Raw genomic sequence first — 16,644 nt, forward strand, 5'->3', positions numbered from 1 at the left:
AGGGAATCAAATGAACGGGACTCATCCAAATAATCTCCAGATGAACAAAGTAGAACTGATTCGTTTTGGTCATCACTTCAAAGCGATTAAAAAGAATTGGCTAAGCATCGCAGCTTTCACGCTTCTGTTTTCATTAACTTGTACTTGGTATATCTACTCCAAAGCATCGATATACCAAGCTACAGCAACGCTACTCATCCAAGAAGAACAAAAAAGCGCCCTTTCAATCGAGGAAGTATATGGCGTCGACACGACAAAAAAAGAGTACTTTCAAACGCAAATCGCTATTTTAAAATCGAATCATATCGCAGATAAGGTCATTAGAGAGCTGAACCTAACTCAACTACCGGAGTTCACACGCTCAGGTGGATTAAATCAAAAGATCGACCAAATAAAGTCGATCCCTTTTGTTCAAGACCTACTGAATGTGGCACCAAGCCCAAAAGAAACTGCCCAGTTTTCAGAGTCCTATTATCAAGCGCTTCAAGCTTTCAGAAGTAAACTCGATATTGAGCCAGTACGTAACACCCAATTAGTCAGAATTCGCTTTCGTTCTACCGATCCTAAGCTTGCTACGACAATCGCTAACGCTGTCGGCCAAGCCTACATTGACGCAAATTTTGAAGCCAAATTGGTCGTTACACAAAATGCGGCTACTTGGTTGACAAATAACTCACAAAAATTGGAGGAGCGATTACGTAACTCTGAGCAAGCGCTGCAAGAGTTCTTGTTAAAAGAAGGGTTGATCGATATAAACGGTATTGATGAAATTTACGCAAATGAGCTAGAAGAACTCACTCGCAAGCTGAATGTCGCTGTTAATAAGCGTATTGAAGCACAGACGTTAATCCAACTGTTAAGACGTAAATCTTCACAAAGTTTAGACAGCTTGCTGTCAATTGATGAATTCGCTAATCAAGCGCAGATCCGCGACCTAAAATTATCAGAAGCCCAAGCAGCCAAAAATCTCTCTGAGCTGGCACAGCGCTACGGCCCCAAGCATGACCGAATGATTCAGGCGAAAGCGCAGCTTTCTGAAATTCAAGCAAGAACCCAGCAACTCATTCGTGACATTTCCTTCAGCAAGCAACAAGACCTTCTTGCTGCAAAGGCGCAAGAGGACATGCTTCGAGCAGAACTCGATAACAAAAAGTCTGACTTCCAATCGTTAGGGTCACAAAAAGCGCGTTATGAACAGTTAAAACGCGAGGTTGAATCCAATAAGGCACTCTATGAAGCGTTCTTAAATCGTGAGAAAGAGACCAACGCCACCAGCGACTACAAAAATGTCACTGCGCGTTTTACTGACAAAGCCATCATCCCTCTATTTCCGGTAGCACCGCAACGAATCAAACTGGTACTGATTGCCACCTTTTTTGGCTTTGCCATTGCTTGCGCTCTGATCATCATCTTAGAAACGATGCGAGAAGTTATCCGAAGCACAGCCGATGTGCAGGAAAAACTTGGTGTTACGTGTTTAGGTGTGATTCCTATGGTCAAAAAACGCAACTTGCGTAAAAACGGCGTCAGTTATACCGCGTATTTAGATGATGAAGAAAAGCTATTTAGTGAAGCTTGCCGCTCCGTCAGAACCTCGCTTCTGCTCAGACTAACCAACACGAAGCAAAAGATATTGCCCTTTACTTCTGCCATTCCAGAAGAAGGAAAAACATCGACCAGTATCAATATGGCGGTGTCGTTTTCAAAAATGGAAAAGGTATTGATCATCGACTGCGATTTACGCCGACCTTCCATCGCAAAACGGTTTGGTATTGCTGAATCAAGCCCAGGCTTAACGCATATCCTGACTATGGATACGCCAATCAAAGATTGTGTTACACATATAGAAGAAGCCAACTTAGATGTATTACCGGCAGGCCTAATTCCGCCAAACCCACAGGAACTGCTAGCTTCTGAACGCTTTAAAAAGTTGCTCGAACATTTTCAAAATAAGTATGACCGGATCATTATCGATACACCGCCCCTACTGTCAGTGAGTGATGCACTTATTCTTGGTCAGTATGCCAATGGTCTGATTACCGTCATTCGCTCAGAATCGACAAAATCATCACTGGTTAACCTTGCGTTATCTAAACAAATACAACACTCAGTTCCATCTCTTGGCGTCTTAATCACACAAGCCAAGACTAAGGAAGGAGAAACGCTTTATGTCCAGAAATACGCCTACTAACTCAAACGCATCTTGGTACCAAACGTTGAAAAGCCAAGAACAACCGGTATTGATCTATCAAATGGGCAAAGTAGGTTCGAGTGCATTAGAACATTCCATTCCTAACTCGATTCACTTGCACGATCTTATGACTGTCGATGCGCAAAAACAGATATCCCCTGTAAGAGCGCAATTGCATAAACCTCAGATCAATGCGTTAAAGCGACGACTCAAGCGCATAGCGATGAGCCGTATGTTAAAGCGCAAGAAAAAAGTTCGAATTATCTCGCTGGTACGTGAACCGATCGGACGAAATGTCTCAATGTTCTTTCAAGCACTTCCGTTTTGGATGGCGGACAAATATCTAAAAGATGACAGCGCAATACGTACCGAACGACCGCAATTACTCCAAGAGGCATTTGATAAGCACATGAATCATCAATATGCGCTGCAGTGGTTTGACAACGAAATCAAACAACTAACAGGGATTGATGTGTTTAACGAACCTTTTAATCACGAAGTAGGCTATCAGACATACCATAACAATAACTTTTCACTGTTGGTAATTCGAAGTGACAAGCTAAAGCAGGCTAACTCCGCAATCGAAGGCTTTTTAGGTTACCCCGTGGATGTCGTTTATGAAAATCAGTCAGACAACAAATGGTACTCGCCACTAATGAAAGAATTCAAAACGCAATTTCAACCTACACCCGAGTACGTTGAAGAAATGTTCTCATCAAAATTAGCACAACATTTCTTTTCAAACTCTGAAATCCTATCACTCAAGGACAAATATTTAAATGAAAATACTACATATAATTAATGATTTATCGAGTAATGGTGGAGCGCAGCGCTTTCTTGTAGATCTAGTAGTCCAACATATGCCTCAATATAAAATACGAGTTCTCATTCTTAATCCAGACAATGATTTCGAGGACAAACTGAAAGAAAGTGAAGTGAAGTGCTATGTTTGGAAGTCATTGTCTCTAATTGAAAAATGGAAAATACTTCAATGGCCCGATTTAGTACATAGTCATTTATTTCCTTCTATATACCTCGCTCTATTTTCCTTTGGGAAAAGGAGAATACAAACAGAACATAATACAACTAACCGACGCAGGGACTATCCGTTATTGAAGTTTATGGAGCACCTTCTTTATATGAATAATGACAAAACTATTTGCATTACTCACAAGGTTCAAGAAGCATTAGTTAAATTTATACCTACATACAAAGACCGCTATGAAGTAATATTCAATGGTGTAGATCTTCATAGATTCTCTAGACAACCCAAATTATATAAGGAACTAGAAAAAAAAAGAGTTATAAATATAGGAATGGTTGGTAGGCTTCATCACTATAAGGACCACGAAACATTAATATGTGCAATAGCTAAATTACCAGAAAACTACCACCTTCACCTGGCTGGAGACGGAGAAAAAAAACAAGTTCTTAGAAAAAAAGCAAAAGATTTAAACTGCGATCATCGTATCCATTGGTATGGTATCACCTCAGATATTCCTCGCTTCCTGTCTAGTCTAGATCTTTATGTACAATCTTCAAAAGTAGAAGGTTTTGGTCTTGCGGCTGTAGAGGCCATGGCTGAAGGGTTACCAGTTCTAGGCTCGGATGTCCCCGGACTAAATGAAGTAATCGGAGATAAAACTTATTTATTTAAACAAGGTCAAGTCGATGATTTAATTAAAAAAATACTTCACATAGTGGGTAATAAAAATTCCTATGAAGCTGCTTCCTGTTTTTTTGTCGAACGTTGTAGCCAGTTTACTTTGAATAATTTTAGGAATAGCTATTACAAAATTTATGATGAACTCTGTACCGATAAATAACCACACTCCGATAATAGCTGCGTGCTTACTAACATTGTTCTTTATTCCTATGAAGTTTCGTGCTGGAGGAATAGCACTAGCACCATCAGACATCGCAAGCCTTTTGTCCATTGGTTTTACTGCATTAGTGGTATTGGAAGGAAAAGCTGAAAAACTCATGCATCCCTGTATGGGGTTCCTCGTATTGTTCACTGGGTATGTGTTCTTAAATGGCCTGCTAAATCGCGTCCCCTTAATGCCGCTAGTTATAGAAACCGTGCAATGGCTGGCGATTCTCTGCTTGCTTAGCCTAATGTACGCCTATGGCGTGTTTGATGATGAAAGGGTTATGGTTTATTTCACTTACCTGCTGTTTTTGATCTGCACGCTCGTTGCCTTATGGCACTTTGCTCAGGGATATCAAAGCGGGTTTAAGTTACTCGGAGTGAGTAAATACGGGTTCGGTGTACTTTGCTCACTACTATACCTTTATCGGGATAAAGTTCGCGCTTTCCACCTTTTAATGCTCGTTGCTTTGGTATTACTGGTGTTGTCGCAAGAAAGAAAAGCACTACTTGGTTTTTGTCTGCTTTTCTTCTTTGACCAGCTGCTCGTAAAAAACCTGATGAGAAAATCGCTTAATGAAACGTATACGTGGACCATTTTATTGGCCTTAAGCTTTATGGTGTTCACTGCCGTCGCAACTACACTCTATGTTGGGTTTGAAACGTTAGCAGACACATTGGAAATAACCCAAGAAGACGTCTTATTTGCCAACCAAAGTGAAGCTCGCTGGGTGTCGAACCTTCATAGAAAACTCTTACTTGCCAATGGGCTAGATATTTTACTTCAACACCCGGTGTTAGGTGTCGGCGCGAAGATGCTGCCCAACTTTATGATCAGTTACTTTAACTATGATGAGCTGGCGATCTACACCCACAACTTTGTGTTAGATACCGCAATTGAATACGGGTTGCTCGGTATCGCCCTATTATTTGGTGGTTATTTTCTTTTTATTCGCTTTTGCTTCCGTAGTCTCAATGACAACAGGAAAAGCCTCTTACTCGCGATATACGCCCTCATCATGGTGTTCTTCGTTGCGGTAAATACCACCATCATTTTAATACTCTTATTACCCGTCATGATAAGCATGAGCCGCGAGTCAACGGTCAACACCATTGCTCATACTTTTCCGGTAAACCATCACCACGAATTTGAATAATCAAGGATAGGATAGATGAAGTATTCAATCTCTCGACAATTTGAAAAGAACCGAGAACTCCAAGCTGACAATTTTGTTTTAGTTTACCAAATGGGCAAAGTTGGCTCATCGTCAATTGAGCACACGCTGGGAGAAAGAAATATCCCGAGCTATCACATCCACACCTTTGATGATCACGAAGAATTTCACATGTATCACAATAAAAAAGACGTGAGTAAATTTTTCGATTTCAAAAACCGTGCGCTCTATCGCTTAGTGCTCAAGCAACGAAAACGTATCTTACAAAAACGCGAACAGATCAAAATCGTCACACTGGTCCGTGATCCAATCGCAACAGTCTTTTCTCGTTTCTTTCAAGACCTCCATTTGCAATTTATCGAAGGCAAAAAGAATGATGCAATTCACCGAGATATGGCAGTCACGTATCAGCACCTCGAACATTGTTTCGATAACTATATCAATCTCAACTATTTTGCGAACTGGTTCGACAACGAGTTAAAACGTAACTTCAATATCGATGTGATGCGTCAAGAATTGGACAACACTCAACCTTTCTTCACATTCAAGAACGAGCAAGCCAACGTCATGCTAATCAAATGCGAAAAGCTCAGCTCTCTCGATAAAGAAATTGGCGAGTTTCTCGGGCTGCAAGACTTCGTGCTGAAAAACAGCAATGAAGCGAAAAACAAGTGGTACTCCAATATCCACCAGCACTTTAAGCATCACTACGACTTTTCAAAGCTGTTCTATATGTACGATCTTCCCTTATATCGCCACGTTTATTCAGAACAAGAACGTGATGCTTTCAAGCATAAATGGATACAGACACCAGGAACAAAATCATCATGAAAAAAGTGCTCCATATTACAGAAGCCTTCGGAGGTGGCGTTCAAACCGCCCTCTATAGTTATGCTCACTCCTCTCGAGACGAACCCTATCAACATTTCTTGCTAGCCAGAGCTCGAGAAAACGACTTAACCAATGAGAACAACCATCATATTTTCACACAGACCAAATGGGTGGAAGGCGGCTTACTTCAATTTGTTCGCGATGCAAACCACATGATTGCATCACTTACGCCTGACGTTGTGCATTTGCACTCGAGTAAAGCGGGATTTCTCGGGCGATTTCTAAAACTTGGCAAGGCGCGCTTGGTTTATACGCCGCACTGTTATGCTTTCGAACGTGAAGATATCTCCGAATTCGCGCGCCAGCTCTATAGAGCGCTAGAGAAAGTAAAACTAAGCAAAATTGATGTGGTGGCAGGCTGTAGCCAACGAGAATGTGACTTGGCGATTAGTATTGGCGCGAAACGTGCTGAACTGCTCAACAACTACGTGTCCTATCAAAGTGAAGAGCGTTTATTGCGAAACAGACAAGAAGCGCTGCGACTTGTTGTGCTTGGTCGTGTCGCGCCCCAAAAGGATCCGCAATTTCTCATCAACACATTGCAACACCTTAATCGATATGCGCTTAACCGCCCATTAGATATCACTTGGATAGGTGGCGGTGACCACACACTCGAACAAAAATTGCGTACAGAAAATGTGGATGTGACTGGCATGTTGCCTCGTGATGAAGTGGTTAAAAAGCTCAAGGGTTCAGACCTTTACTTACATACTGCAGCATGGGAAGGGATGCCGTTAACTATTCTAGAAGCAGCCAAATTACATCTTCCTATGGTGATTCGAACTATCGGCGCGACCCAAGATCTAAACTACCCATTTTTAGCGCTAACACCTGAAGAAATGGCCAAGCAGATCGCGCACTGTGTCAATCATTATGATGAAATTGATTTTTGCCAATATACAACAGCGTTAAACGACGCCTTCAGTGAAGAAAAACAGCGCCTCGCACTCAATAATATTTACGGTTAAATACCTCTATGTTTCACACTATTCAACAAAAATTACTGTTGATGCCCAGCGGTAAAAAAAGCTTGCTATCTACTGGATTGAAAACCGCAATCACGCGTGTGTTGAGTGCGCTATTTGCTTTTTTACTGACACTGATTGTATCGAAGGCCAGTGACGCTTCGACTTCCGGTCAATTTTTCTTTTTATTCAACCTAGTCTCACTACTCGCGATCGTTTCTCAGCTAGGTTTTGATGTCTCATTAGTTCGCTACAATGCGATCGCCTTTAACAACAAAGAGACACTTCAACAAAGCCACAACTATAAAACGGCACTTTATCGAAGTATGGCGCTTTGCTTGCTAGCCATTGCCGTTTTGTTAGCAGGATTTAATCTGTTTCCTGAACAACTAAACCAGACCCAATCGCCAATGCATGCGATTACTTTAGGCTTGTTCTGCATACCGTTTTTGGTGCTTGCACAGACCAACAGTCGTGTGCTTCAAGCGTGTAGAAAGGTCGTGTCATCACTGTTCGCTTTACAGCTTGGCGTGAGTATGTTGATGGTCTTTTTTGTCTTTGGCTTGGACTATATCGGTCAGCAAAATATAAACAATCTGATGACCGCACTGCTTCTGGCGAGTATGAGCGTCGCGGTAATATCCAGTGTTAATTGGCTAGGTTCAGGTCAGTATCAGACATCAGCTTTCGTACCAAACAAAAAAATGGTCGCTTCTGCCAAGCAAGTCTGGATTGGCAGTATCTTCACGAACGTTCTTCAATGGGGAAGCCTTGTCATTGCGGGCTTTTTTATCTCAACAGCGGAACTCGGTCTATTAGCTGCAGCTCAACGTACATCACTACTGATTGGCTTTGTGCTGATTACCATTAACTTTGTGGTCGCCCCTATGTTTGCCTCTCTCTACAAAGAACGCCAAATGATCAAACTGCAAAGCCTGAGCCGTTTAGCTTGCCGAGCCAACGTTGGTTTGGCCATTGTGCCCGTGATTATTTGCACTCTATTCCCAGAGTTTGTGATGCGTTTTTTTGGTGAAGAGTTTCTTGCTGCTGCGCCACTGTTAGTCGTCCTGTCTTTAGGGCAGTTAGTCAATGTTGCGACTGGCTCTGTAGGATTTTTATTACTCATGAGCGGTCACGAAAGAACCATGAAATACATTACAATTTCCTCCGGCACAATCTCTATCTGCTTGCTCATTGCGCTTTGCCAAACGTTCGGTGTTATTGGTGCAGCATGGGCGATGGCAATTGGCATGGCAATTCAGAATCTAGCAGCGTTGTACTTTGTAAAACGTTACTTAGGCTTCTTTCCAATAGGTTAATTATGGTTTCAATACTGACACGGATAAGTTTTGTTTTCGTTCTGACGCTTACGGCTTCACTCTCTTTGTGGAAAAGCTCTGACTTACACCATGCCACTTACCTGCAAATGGAAACCTACTTAGGTGGATCGAGTACGCTTCACTTTACTTTCAGTTTATTGATCGGCTTTTTATCGGTCTTCACCTTTCCCTCTTTAGTTAGTTCAAGTAAAGCCGACGTCTTTGGCATCCGCCTTTTGCTGCTGCTGTTGGCTATCGTTTCAATGGAAGAAATAAGCCAACTTTTTATTCCAAGTCGCTCATTTAGTTTTGATGATCTCAGTACCAACTGGATAGGCATTATCTCGGGTTACTTTAGTGCCAAGTTGATCCGCGTCCTGCGCACTCGCTCGTTCTCTTGAAATAAGCACCTCAAGGTTATTTGGGTATATAATTACGCCAAACAATCAGACTAACGAGTACATCATGTCATCCCACCCAACCAAGATTACCTTTTTTGAATTCTTAACCCCGTTGATCACATCAGGCAAAAAAACGATTACGATTCGAGATGAATCAGAAAGTCACTACGTTCCAAATACAGAGGTCGAAGTTTTTACCCTAGAGACGGATCGTAAAGTCTGCAACATCAAAATACGCTCTGTAGAACCACTCAACTTTGAAGATATCAATGAGTTTCATGCTGAACAAGAAGCCATCGAACTACCAAAACTCAAGCAGTTAATTCGAGAAATCTACCCAAACACCGATACGCTATTTGTGATTGAGTACGAGCTAATCAAATAACCTACAACAAACACTAGACGACTGGTCTAATTCATTCTATAGTACGCTTCATGAACGCAAAGACGAACGACACACGCCAACATATTCTCGACGTCGGATACGAGTTAATCGTAAACCGAGGGTTTACGAGTGTTGGCCTTTCAGAGCTTTTAAAAAAGGCCGCGGTGCCGAAAGGCTCGTTTTATCATTACTTCAAATCCAAAGAACAATTTGGTGAAGCGATGATTCAAGACTACTTTACTAAGTATTTTGAGCGTTTAAACGCACGCTTTACCAATACCGATCTGAATGGCTACCAACGCCTAATGAGCTACTTTGAAGAAATGGTCAAAGTAGAAGACGACGTATGTAATGCGAACAAATGTTTGTTGGTCAAGTTAAGTGCGGAAGTCTCCGATCTCTCAGAGCCCATGCGTCTAGCGTTACGCCAAGGTGCAGACAAAACCATTCAAGCAATGGCGGATTGCATTGACGTAGGCATTCAAGATGGCTCTATCCCAAATGGTGACAGTGCTTTATTGGCAAGGCAGATATACTACCTTTGGAACGGCGCAAGCTTGCTGAACAAACTGTATCAAGATCAGGCAGCATTAACGCAAAGTCTGACCTATACTCAACATCTACTGCAAAACACGCGAACTTGCCCATAGTAGGTAGCGTAAAAGTAAGATGAACACCCTACATGTGTTTCACAGTTGGTAATAACTCCTGTGATTGCACAATACACCTTCCCGCTCTATGAGCGGGATATTTTGAAATCAAAACTAGACGACCGGTCTAATCAATAAGTGAGATAAATATGACTAACGCAACAAATCGCAGAATCGTACTCGCGTCACGTCCCCACGGTGCACCAACAAAAGAAAACTTTCGTCTAGAAGAAGTGGCGAAACCGACTCCTCAAGATGGTGAGATGCTACTGAGAACCGTTTACTTATCTCTCGACCCATACATGCGCGGTCGCATGAGCGATGCCGAGTCATACGCCGATCCTGTTGCGGTTGATGACGTAATGATCGCTGGCACAGTTTGTCAGGTAGAAGCATCGAACCACCCAGATTATGAAGCGGGTGAATGGGTTCTTGCATACACTGTTGGCTGGCAAGACTACGCCATCTCAACTGGTGAGATGGTGATTAAACTTGGCAAAGAACCACAAAACCCATCATACGCTCTAGGTGTTGCTGGCATGCCAGGTTTTACCGCGTATATGGGCTTGCTCGATATCGGTCAGCCAAAACCAGGTGAAACCATTGTGGTAGCGGCCGCGACGGGCCCTGTGGGCGCGACTGTTGGTCAAATTGGCAAAATCAAAGGTTGCCGAGTTGTTGGTATTGCAGGCGGAGAAGAAAAGTGTCGTTACGCCAAAGAAGTCCTTGGCTTCGATGAATGTATTGATCACAAAGCTGACGACTTTGCAGAACAGTTGAAAAACGCCTGTGATCAAGGTATCGATGTTTACTTCGAAAACGTAGGTGGCAAAGTATTCGAAGCTGTAATGCCACTTCTGAATACCAGCGCACGTATCCCACTTTGTGGTTTAATTTCTCAATACAACGCAACAGAACTGCCTGAAGGTACCGACCATCTTCCATTATTAATGGGTAAGCTGCTGACTAAACGAATCAAGGTGCAAGGCTTCATCATTTTTGATGACTACGGACATCGTTACGGTGAATTTGCGCAAGATATTAATCAATGGTTGGCAGAAGGAAAGATCCAATACCGTGAACATCTAGTACAAGGACTGGAGAATGCACCAGAAGCATTTATCGGTCTGTTGGAAGGTAAGAACTTCGGCAAGCTTGTAGTACAGATTAACGACCCATTATAAGGAAGGGATAAATAAATGATTAAACTTCACCATCTCAATCAGTCTCGCTCAAAGCGCATCATTTGGTTACTTGAAGAGCTAAATGTGGATTACGAAATCGTGCCTTATGTTCGTGACAAAGTGACCTTCATGGCACCGCCTGAGCTAAAGAGCGTTCATCCGCTCGGTAAATCGCCTCTGCTTGAAGATGATGGCGAGTTCATCATTGAATCTGGCGCGATGACCGAATATTTGATTGAGAAGTATAGTGATGGTGCGTTGGCTCCTGAGCGTGGAACGAAGGCGCACACTGAGTACCTACAATGGATGCATTTTGCTGAAAGTTCAGCAATCTTACCAATGTTGTTAAAAATCTTTATTAGCAAAGAGCCAAACGAAACTCAATTTCTATCAGGCTATGCTGACAAAGAAGCGATGAACGTTCTGGGTTACTTCGAGCAATCGCTAGAAGGCAAAACTTACCTAGTAGAAGAACGTTTAACTGGCGCAGACATCATGATGTCATTTATTGTCGAGCTCGTGCATAAGTTCGGTTTGGCTGGTCACTTCCCGAATATTGAACGTTATGGAAAACAACTTGCAACGCATCCAGCGTTTGAAAAAGCTGAGCAAATTGAAGTGAAGTACTCCTAATCACTCCGCCCCTTTGATGATCAATAAAGCGATATCAAAGGGGCGATTTCCGACATTAACCTTGTCAACAAAGCGCAATTCATGCAAATGCCAGCGTGCTCTTTTTACCCTTTTCGCCAATACGTTAATAAACCAATCATAAAAATCAGCTAAGAATCTGATTCTAAGTTACTTTTCATCATCGTTCCCACCTATTGAATTGATAAGCAGTATCAGTTTTTGCTTCCAGCTTTTCCGTAATAATCTTCTCTGCAGTTGCTAAGGTATTGATCCCTGGAGGGGAAGAAAAATGACAAATAAGAAATTAACCACCGCCGCAGGCTGTCCTGTCGCCCATAATCAAAATGTGATGACTGCAGGTCCTCGTGGTCCCCAACTCCTGCAAGACGTTTGGTTCCTTGAAAAACTGGCACACTTTGATCGTGAAGTGATTCCTGAGCGTCGTATGCACGCCAAAGGCTCAGGCGCTTACGGCACTTTTACTGTGACTCACGACATCACCAAATACACGCGCGCGAAGATCTTCTCGGAGATTGGTAAAGAGACCGAGCTATTTGCTCGCTTTACAACCGTTGCGGGTGAGCGCGGTGCCGCCGATGCAGAGCGCGACATCCGTGGTTTTGCGCTAAAGTTTTACACCGAAGAAGGCAACTGGGACTTGGTTGGTAACAACACGCCAGTGTTCTTCCTCCGTGATCCACTAAAATTCCCAGACCTAAACCACGCAGTAAAACGCGATCCACGCACAAACATGCGCAGCTCGACAAACAACTGGGATTTTTGGACATCACTACCAGAAGCATTCCACCAAGTTACGATCGTTATGAGTGATCGCGGTATTCCTGCGTCTTACCGTCATATGCACGGCTTCGGTAGCCACACATTCAGCTTTATCAATGCAGAAAACGAGCGTTACTGGGTGAAATTCCACTTTAAAACTCAGCAAGGCATCAAAAACCTGACTGACCAAGAAGCAGAAGCGATCTTAGGTAAAGACCGCGAAAGCCATCACCGCGACCTTTACGAAGCGATTGAGCGTCAAGACTTCCCTAAATGGAAGATGTACGTACAGATCATGCCAGAGCTAGAGGCGGATGAGGTCAACTTCAACCCATTCGACCTAACACGTGTATGGTCTCAAAAAGACTACCCACTGATCCCAGTTGGTGAGTTTGAACTGAACCGTAACCCAGAAAACTTCTATGCGGAAGTTGAGCAATCCGCGTTTAACCCGGCAGCTATCGTTCCTGGAATTGGCTTCTCGCCAGACAAAATGCTGCAAGGCCGTCTGTTTGCATACGGAGACGCGCAGCGTTACCGCCTAGGTGTAAACCATCACCAAATTCCAGTTAACGCGCCTCGTTGTCCGGTACACAGCTACCACCGCGATGGCGCAATGCGCGTTGATGGCAACTTTGGTTCAACACTAGGTTACGAGCCAAACTACAAACAAGAATGGGCAGAGCAACCAGATTACTCTGAGCCACCTCTACGCATCAACGGCAATGCTGATCATTACGATCACCGTGTAGACGAAGACTACTTCAGCCAAGCGGGTGACCTATTCCGTCTTATGAGCGAAGAACAGCGTCAAACTCTATTCGACAACACCGCTCGTGCAATGGATGGTGTGCCAGACTTCATCAAAGAACGTCACGTTAACCACGCCTACCAAGCGGACGAAGCTTACGGCAAAGGCCTTGAGATTGCGCTAGGCTTAAACAAGTAAACGGACACTGCACCAGCAAATGCTGTGATAAGAAGACATAAAAAAGGAGGTGCCCCAAAGCACCTCCTCATTCAAGTTCGTTAATCACACACTAATGTTCAAGGGGAACGATCATGATCAACTTAAATTTCTTCAAGCTCTTTGATACTAAAGAACTGTTTATCTACTACTGATTCTTAGCGACGGCTTTAATCAGAACAGATGTATCCATGCGACCTAAACCATCGCGTTGAAGGTCTGCGTATTGCTCATCCACTTTCTTAGTCAATGGGAGCTCTAGACCCACTCGCTCTGCTTCTTGCAGACAGAAGCCTAAGTCTTTGCGCATCCAATCAATCGCGAAGCCAAAATCAAACTTATCTTGCGCCATCGTCTTGGCGCGGTTTTCCATTTGCCATGACCCTGCAGCACCGTGCTTGAGTGTTTCAACTACTTGTTCAATATCCAAACCGGATTTCTGCGCGAGTAACAACGCTTCGCTCAAGCCTTGAAGCACACCACCAATACAGATTTGGTTTACCATTTTACAACGTTGACCTTGGCCATTTTCACCCAGAAGCGTCATTTGCTTTGCATATACGTCCATCGCTGGAGACACACGATCAAAAATGTTCTGCTCGCCACCACACATGATGGTTAGTACGCCATTTTCTGCGCCTGCTTGACCACCAGATACCGGAGCATCAATGAAGTGATTGCCATATTTGGTACAAGCATCGGCCAATTCAACGGCTAAATCAGCGGAAGTCGTGGTGTGATCAACCAGTACCGCGCCTGCTTTTAGACCGACTAGAATGCCTTCTTCACCGTATACAACGCTGCGCACGTCATCGTCATTACCGACACAAGTAAATACGATATCGCAACCTTCTGCCGCTTCTCGCGGTGTCTCACACGCAATGCCGTTGTATTCTGCAGCCCATTTATCAGCTTTGGCTTTAGTGCGGTTGTATACTTTGGTTTCATACCCCGCTTTGCTCAAATAGCCCGCCATTGGGTAACCCATAACACCCAAACCAATAAATGCTACTCGTTGTTTTTCCATTGCACGCTTCCCTTAATTCACCTGACTGAAATGTTTTGTAACATGCTACTAAAGAATTGAAAACATTACTCGTGATTTATCCTTCACTCGCGGCACAAATAAAAGCGAACCGCGATGTCGGAGTAAATACCAAAAGCATTCATCAGGGTCATCGAGGCGACATTTCTCAGAAGTTAAATGTTAAGACACTCTACGAGCTTGCAACAAAGCCGTGGCGTTCAACATGGCATCCTTGGTACTGACATCCAAGACTTGGATTTTTCGAAAACGTTCCGGTTCTTTAATCGCCACATCGTGAGCAAAAATCACAAACTTCGCTTTCTCGATGTCTTTCTCGGTAATTCGGTTGATGATGCCATTCGCGCCTTGGGTTTCGACTTTAATCTTAATGCCGAGTGCACACGCTGCTTTTTCCAATGACTTAGCCGCTAAGAACGTATGTGCCACTCCTGATGGACAAGATGTGACCGCCAAAACATCCGCCTCACCTTCGCCTTGAACGGAACCATATACTTGAGAATGACCAGTGTAGCTTTCATCTTCGGTGACGGTTTTCTTTAGTGCAATCACGATCAACGCCGTGGTAACAGAGCCCGCAATCGTGCCGATGATATAACCAATTTTTCCATCCACAACAGGGAGAACAATCCAACCGCCCCACGGTGCATGGTTCATTACGTGGAACATAAAGCCAATCACGTTACCGACGATGCCACCCGCCACAATAGCGGGTAATACTCGTGCAGGGTCGCCAGCGGCAAAAGGAATCGCACCTTCGCTAATACCGATCATCCCCATAATACTTGCGGCTTTCCCCGCTTCACGTTCATCTCGCTTGAATTTACTCGGCGCCAAAAACGTGGCTAGTGCCATACCCAATGGCGGCGTACAAATCGCAATACCGACCCCACCCATCAACCATGGTTGCGTGTTCACTTGGGTTTGAGCAAACAACGTCGCCACTTTGTTGATTGGGCCGCCCATATCAAACGCGGTCATTGCCCCAAGCACAGTTCCGAGCATTACTTTGCCTGAGCCCGCCATGCCCGTCAGCACTTCGTTCATGGTGGTCATTGCGCTGGCAATCGGAGCACCTATCACCCACATCACCGCGCCGCAAGTAACAAACGTACCGACTAGCGGATAAATAAAAATCGAGCCAAGCGAACTCATGCTGTCTGGTAGCTGAATTTTCTTTAGTAGCCAAACGACAAAGCCAGCAAAAAAGCCGACCACAATCGCACCTAAAAAACCCGTATTGTAATGACTGACCGCAATCCAAGATCCAATCATACCCGGCGCAAGGCCCGGCTTGTCGGCAATGGAATAAGCAATGTAACCACCAAGCACGGCAGTAAACAATGTCAGGCCAGCAATCCCCATTTGGGCAATATCGGCCAAAATGCCCTCTTGTGGTACACCACCGTGACCAGAGATCATCACCGACAACGACAACAACACACCGCCCGCAACGATAAACGGGATCATGTGAGATGTGCCAAACAGCAAGTGCTCTTTAATGCGGCCAAGTTTTTGCGCCCAAGGGCTCAGGGGTTCTGATGTAAATTCTAAAGAAGTTGGGAGAAATTCATTGGATTGGGTTTGAATATCAGTCAGCATCTCAAGCGCTTCTTCTCGCGATTGAGCCTGTTTGAGCTTTTCAACAAAGCCGTCTTCGATAATTTTGGTGGAAATTTGTGCCAATACTTCAATGTGATGATGATCATCACCATCTGGAGACGCCAGCATAAAAAACACATCGGACAGCTCGCCATCTTCGGCACCATAATCAATCCCATTACGGCTGATCCCGACCGCGACAGCCGGTTTCGCTACAGCATCACTTTTGGCATGAGGGATCGCAATACCATCATCAAATCCTGTGTTACCGATCTCTTCTCGTTTCCAGATATCTGCCAAGAACTGGCTTTGACTATTGAGCTTGCCGGCGGCCTCTAGCATCTCGACCAGCTCTTTGAGCGCTTCATCTTTGGTTTGAGCTTTTAGATCTAAACATATCGTTTCCAGCTCAATTAGGTTTGTGATGTCCATTGTTTTACCTTCCAATATTCACGCTCGAATATATACCCAAGTGAGTTTGAGATACAGGATCCCTTGGCTCGTGTGCGTTCCTACTCATTTTATTTGGGCATAGATTAACCAGTGCCTACCCTTTGATATATAGGACTAAAAGTGCATTAACTGG

The 16,644-nt window shown here is 43.9% G+C and carries 15 protein-coding genes; 13 read left to right on the forward strand and 2 right to left on the reverse strand.

What is annotated here, in order from left to right; genetic code table 11:
• The first annotated feature begins 10 nt into the window (after positions 1–10).
• The 13 genes from F7Y48_RS17020 to F7Y48_RS17080 all read left to right on the forward strand — a co-directional run bounded on the left by F7Y48_RS17020 (position 11) and on the right by F7Y48_RS17080 (position 13,393).
• Positions 11–2,191 (forward strand): polysaccharide biosynthesis tyrosine autokinase, encoded by a 2,181-nt coding sequence (locus F7Y48_RS17020; RefSeq protein ID WP_316685106.1) that lies wholly within the window; start codon positions 11–13, stop codon positions 2,189–2,191.
• A complete protein-coding gene (locus tag F7Y48_RS17025) occupies positions 2,169–2,993 on the forward strand; it encodes a putative capsular polysaccharide synthesis family protein (protein ID WP_316685107.1) in 825 nt (274 codons plus the stop codon). The genes F7Y48_RS17020 and F7Y48_RS17025 overlap by 23 nt, the downstream gene beginning before the upstream one ends.
• The gene (locus tag F7Y48_RS17030) at positions 2,971–4,017 is read left to right on the forward strand and encodes a glycosyltransferase (RefSeq protein ID WP_226421379.1); all 1,047 of its coding nucleotides are present in this window, start codon (positions 2,971–2,973) and stop codon (positions 4,015–4,017) included. The genes F7Y48_RS17025 and F7Y48_RS17030 overlap by 23 nt, the downstream gene beginning before the upstream one ends.
• Positions 3,995–5,218: an O-antigen ligase family protein gene (locus tag F7Y48_RS17035; RefSeq protein ID WP_316685206.1), complete on the forward strand. Its 1,224-nt coding sequence runs from the start codon at positions 3,995–3,997 to the stop codon at positions 5,216–5,218. Before F7Y48_RS17030 ends, F7Y48_RS17035 begins: the two co-directional genes overlap by 23 nt.
• 15 nt (positions 5,219–5,233) lie before the next feature.
• A complete protein-coding gene (locus F7Y48_RS17040; RefSeq protein WP_258504871.1) occupies positions 5,234–6,067 on the forward strand; it encodes a putative capsular polysaccharide synthesis family protein in 834 nt (277 codons plus the stop codon).
• The gene (locus F7Y48_RS17045; protein ID WP_104973054.1) at positions 6,064–7,095 is read left to right on the forward strand and encodes a glycosyltransferase family 4 protein; all 1,032 of its coding nucleotides are present in this window, start codon (positions 6,064–6,066) and stop codon (positions 7,093–7,095) included. The genes F7Y48_RS17040 and F7Y48_RS17045 overlap by 4 nt, the downstream gene beginning before the upstream one ends.
• A gap of 8 nt (positions 7,096–7,103) precedes the next feature.
• On the forward strand, positions 7,104–8,411 hold the full coding sequence (locus tag F7Y48_RS17050) for an oligosaccharide flippase family protein (protein WP_316685108.1): 1,308 nt from the start codon (positions 7,104–7,106) through the stop codon (positions 8,409–8,411).
• A 2-nt stretch (positions 8,412–8,413) separates the two neighbouring features.
• On the forward strand, positions 8,414–8,812 hold the full coding sequence (locus tag F7Y48_RS17055) for a VanZ family protein (RefSeq protein WP_005392476.1): 399 nt from the start codon (positions 8,414–8,416) through the stop codon (positions 8,810–8,812).
• 64 nt (positions 8,813–8,876) lie between these two features.
• The gene (gene yqfB / locus F7Y48_RS17060; protein WP_005392475.1) at positions 8,877–9,197 is read left to right on the forward strand and encodes a N(4)-acetylcytidine aminohydrolase; all 321 of its coding nucleotides are present in this window, start codon (positions 8,877–8,879) and stop codon (positions 9,195–9,197) included.
• A 50-nt stretch (positions 9,198–9,247) separates the two neighbouring features.
• The gene (locus F7Y48_RS17065) at positions 9,248–9,847 is read left to right on the forward strand and encodes a TetR/AcrR family transcriptional regulator (protein ID WP_046873784.1); all 600 of its coding nucleotides are present in this window, start codon (positions 9,248–9,250) and stop codon (positions 9,845–9,847) included.
• 149 nt (positions 9,848–9,996) lie between these two features.
• Positions 9,997–11,031, forward strand: coding sequence for an NADP-dependent oxidoreductase (locus tag F7Y48_RS17070; RefSeq protein ID WP_006742222.1), 1,035 nt, complete (start codon positions 9,997–9,999; stop codon positions 11,029–11,031).
• Positions 11,032–11,046: 15 nt separating this feature from the next.
• Positions 11,047–11,664 carry a glutathione S-transferase family protein gene (locus F7Y48_RS17075; RefSeq protein WP_006742223.1) on the forward strand — a complete coding sequence of 206 codons (618 nt, stop codon included), beginning with the start codon at positions 11,047–11,049 and terminating at the stop codon, positions 11,662–11,664.
• Positions 11,665–11,953: 289 nt separating this feature from the next.
• The gene (locus tag F7Y48_RS17080) at positions 11,954–13,393 is read left to right on the forward strand and encodes a catalase (protein ID WP_316685109.1); all 1,440 of its coding nucleotides are present in this window, start codon (positions 11,954–11,956) and stop codon (positions 13,391–13,393) included.
• A gap of 166 nt (positions 13,394–13,559) precedes the next feature.
• Here the strand turns inward: F7Y48_RS17080 and F7Y48_RS17085 are convergent, their stop codons facing one another.
• Positions 13,560–14,438 (reverse strand): NAD(P)-dependent oxidoreductase, encoded by an 879-nt coding sequence (locus F7Y48_RS17085; RefSeq protein WP_085344112.1) that lies wholly within the window; start codon positions 14,436–14,438, stop codon positions 13,560–13,562.
• Positions 14,439–14,618: 180 nt separating this feature from the next.
• On the reverse strand, positions 14,619–16,490 hold the full coding sequence (locus tag F7Y48_RS17090) for a fructose-specific PTS transporter subunit EIIC (RefSeq protein WP_316685111.1): 1,872 nt from the start codon (positions 16,488–16,490) through the stop codon (positions 14,619–14,621).
• Positions 16,491–16,644 lie beyond the last annotated feature (154 nt).

The organism is Vibrio sp. 2-1-2a, assembly GCF_032648565.1.
Lineage (GTDB): Bacteria > Pseudomonadota > Gammaproteobacteria > Enterobacterales > Vibrionaceae > Vibrio > Vibrio diabolicus.

What these genes read in the sequence shown, in the direction of transcription:
- F7Y48_RS17020 (WP_316685106.1), top strand. Translation starts at nt 11, where the DNA reads ATGAACGGGACTCATCCAAATAATCTCCAGATGAACAAAGTAGAACTG.
- F7Y48_RS17025 (WP_316685107.1), top strand. Translation starts at nt 2,169, where the DNA reads ATGTCCAGAAATACGCCTACTAACTCAAACGCATCTTGGTACCAAACG.
- F7Y48_RS17030 (WP_226421379.1), top strand. Translation starts at nt 2,971, where the DNA reads ATGAAAATACTACATATAATTAATGATTTATCGAGTAATGGTGGAGCG.
- F7Y48_RS17035 (WP_316685206.1), top strand. Translation starts at nt 3,995, where the DNA reads ATGAACTCTGTACCGATAAATAACCACACTCCGATAATAGCTGCGTGC.
- F7Y48_RS17040 (WP_258504871.1), top strand. Translation starts at nt 5,234, where the DNA reads ATGAAGTATTCAATCTCTCGACAATTTGAAAAGAACCGAGAACTCCAA.
- F7Y48_RS17045 (WP_104973054.1), top strand. Translation starts at nt 6,064, where the DNA reads ATGAAAAAAGTGCTCCATATTACAGAAGCCTTCGGAGGTGGCGTTCAA.
- F7Y48_RS17050 (WP_316685108.1), top strand. Translation starts at nt 7,104, where the DNA reads ATGTTTCACACTATTCAACAAAAATTACTGTTGATGCCCAGCGGTAAA.
- F7Y48_RS17055 (WP_005392476.1), top strand. Translation starts at nt 8,414, where the DNA reads ATGGTTTCAATACTGACACGGATAAGTTTTGTTTTCGTTCTGACGCTT.
- yqfB (WP_005392475.1), top strand. Translation starts at nt 8,877, where the DNA reads ATGTCATCCCACCCAACCAAGATTACCTTTTTTGAATTCTTAACCCCG.
- F7Y48_RS17065 (WP_046873784.1), top strand. Translation starts at nt 9,248, where the DNA reads ATGAACGCAAAGACGAACGACACACGCCAACATATTCTCGACGTCGGA.
- F7Y48_RS17070 (WP_006742222.1), top strand. Translation starts at nt 9,997, where the DNA reads ATGACTAACGCAACAAATCGCAGAATCGTACTCGCGTCACGTCCCCAC.
- F7Y48_RS17075 (WP_006742223.1), top strand. Translation starts at nt 11,047, where the DNA reads ATGATTAAACTTCACCATCTCAATCAGTCTCGCTCAAAGCGCATCATT.
- F7Y48_RS17080 (WP_316685109.1), top strand. Translation starts at nt 11,954, where the DNA reads ATGACAAATAAGAAATTAACCACCGCCGCAGGCTGTCCTGTCGCCCAT.
- F7Y48_RS17085 (WP_085344112.1), bottom strand. Translation starts at nt 14,438, where the DNA reads ATGGAAAAACAACGAGTAGCATTTATTGGTTTGGGTGTTATGGGTTAC.
- F7Y48_RS17090 (WP_316685111.1), bottom strand. Translation starts at nt 16,490, where the DNA reads ATGGACATCACAAACCTAATTGAGCTGGAAACGATATGTTTAGATCTA.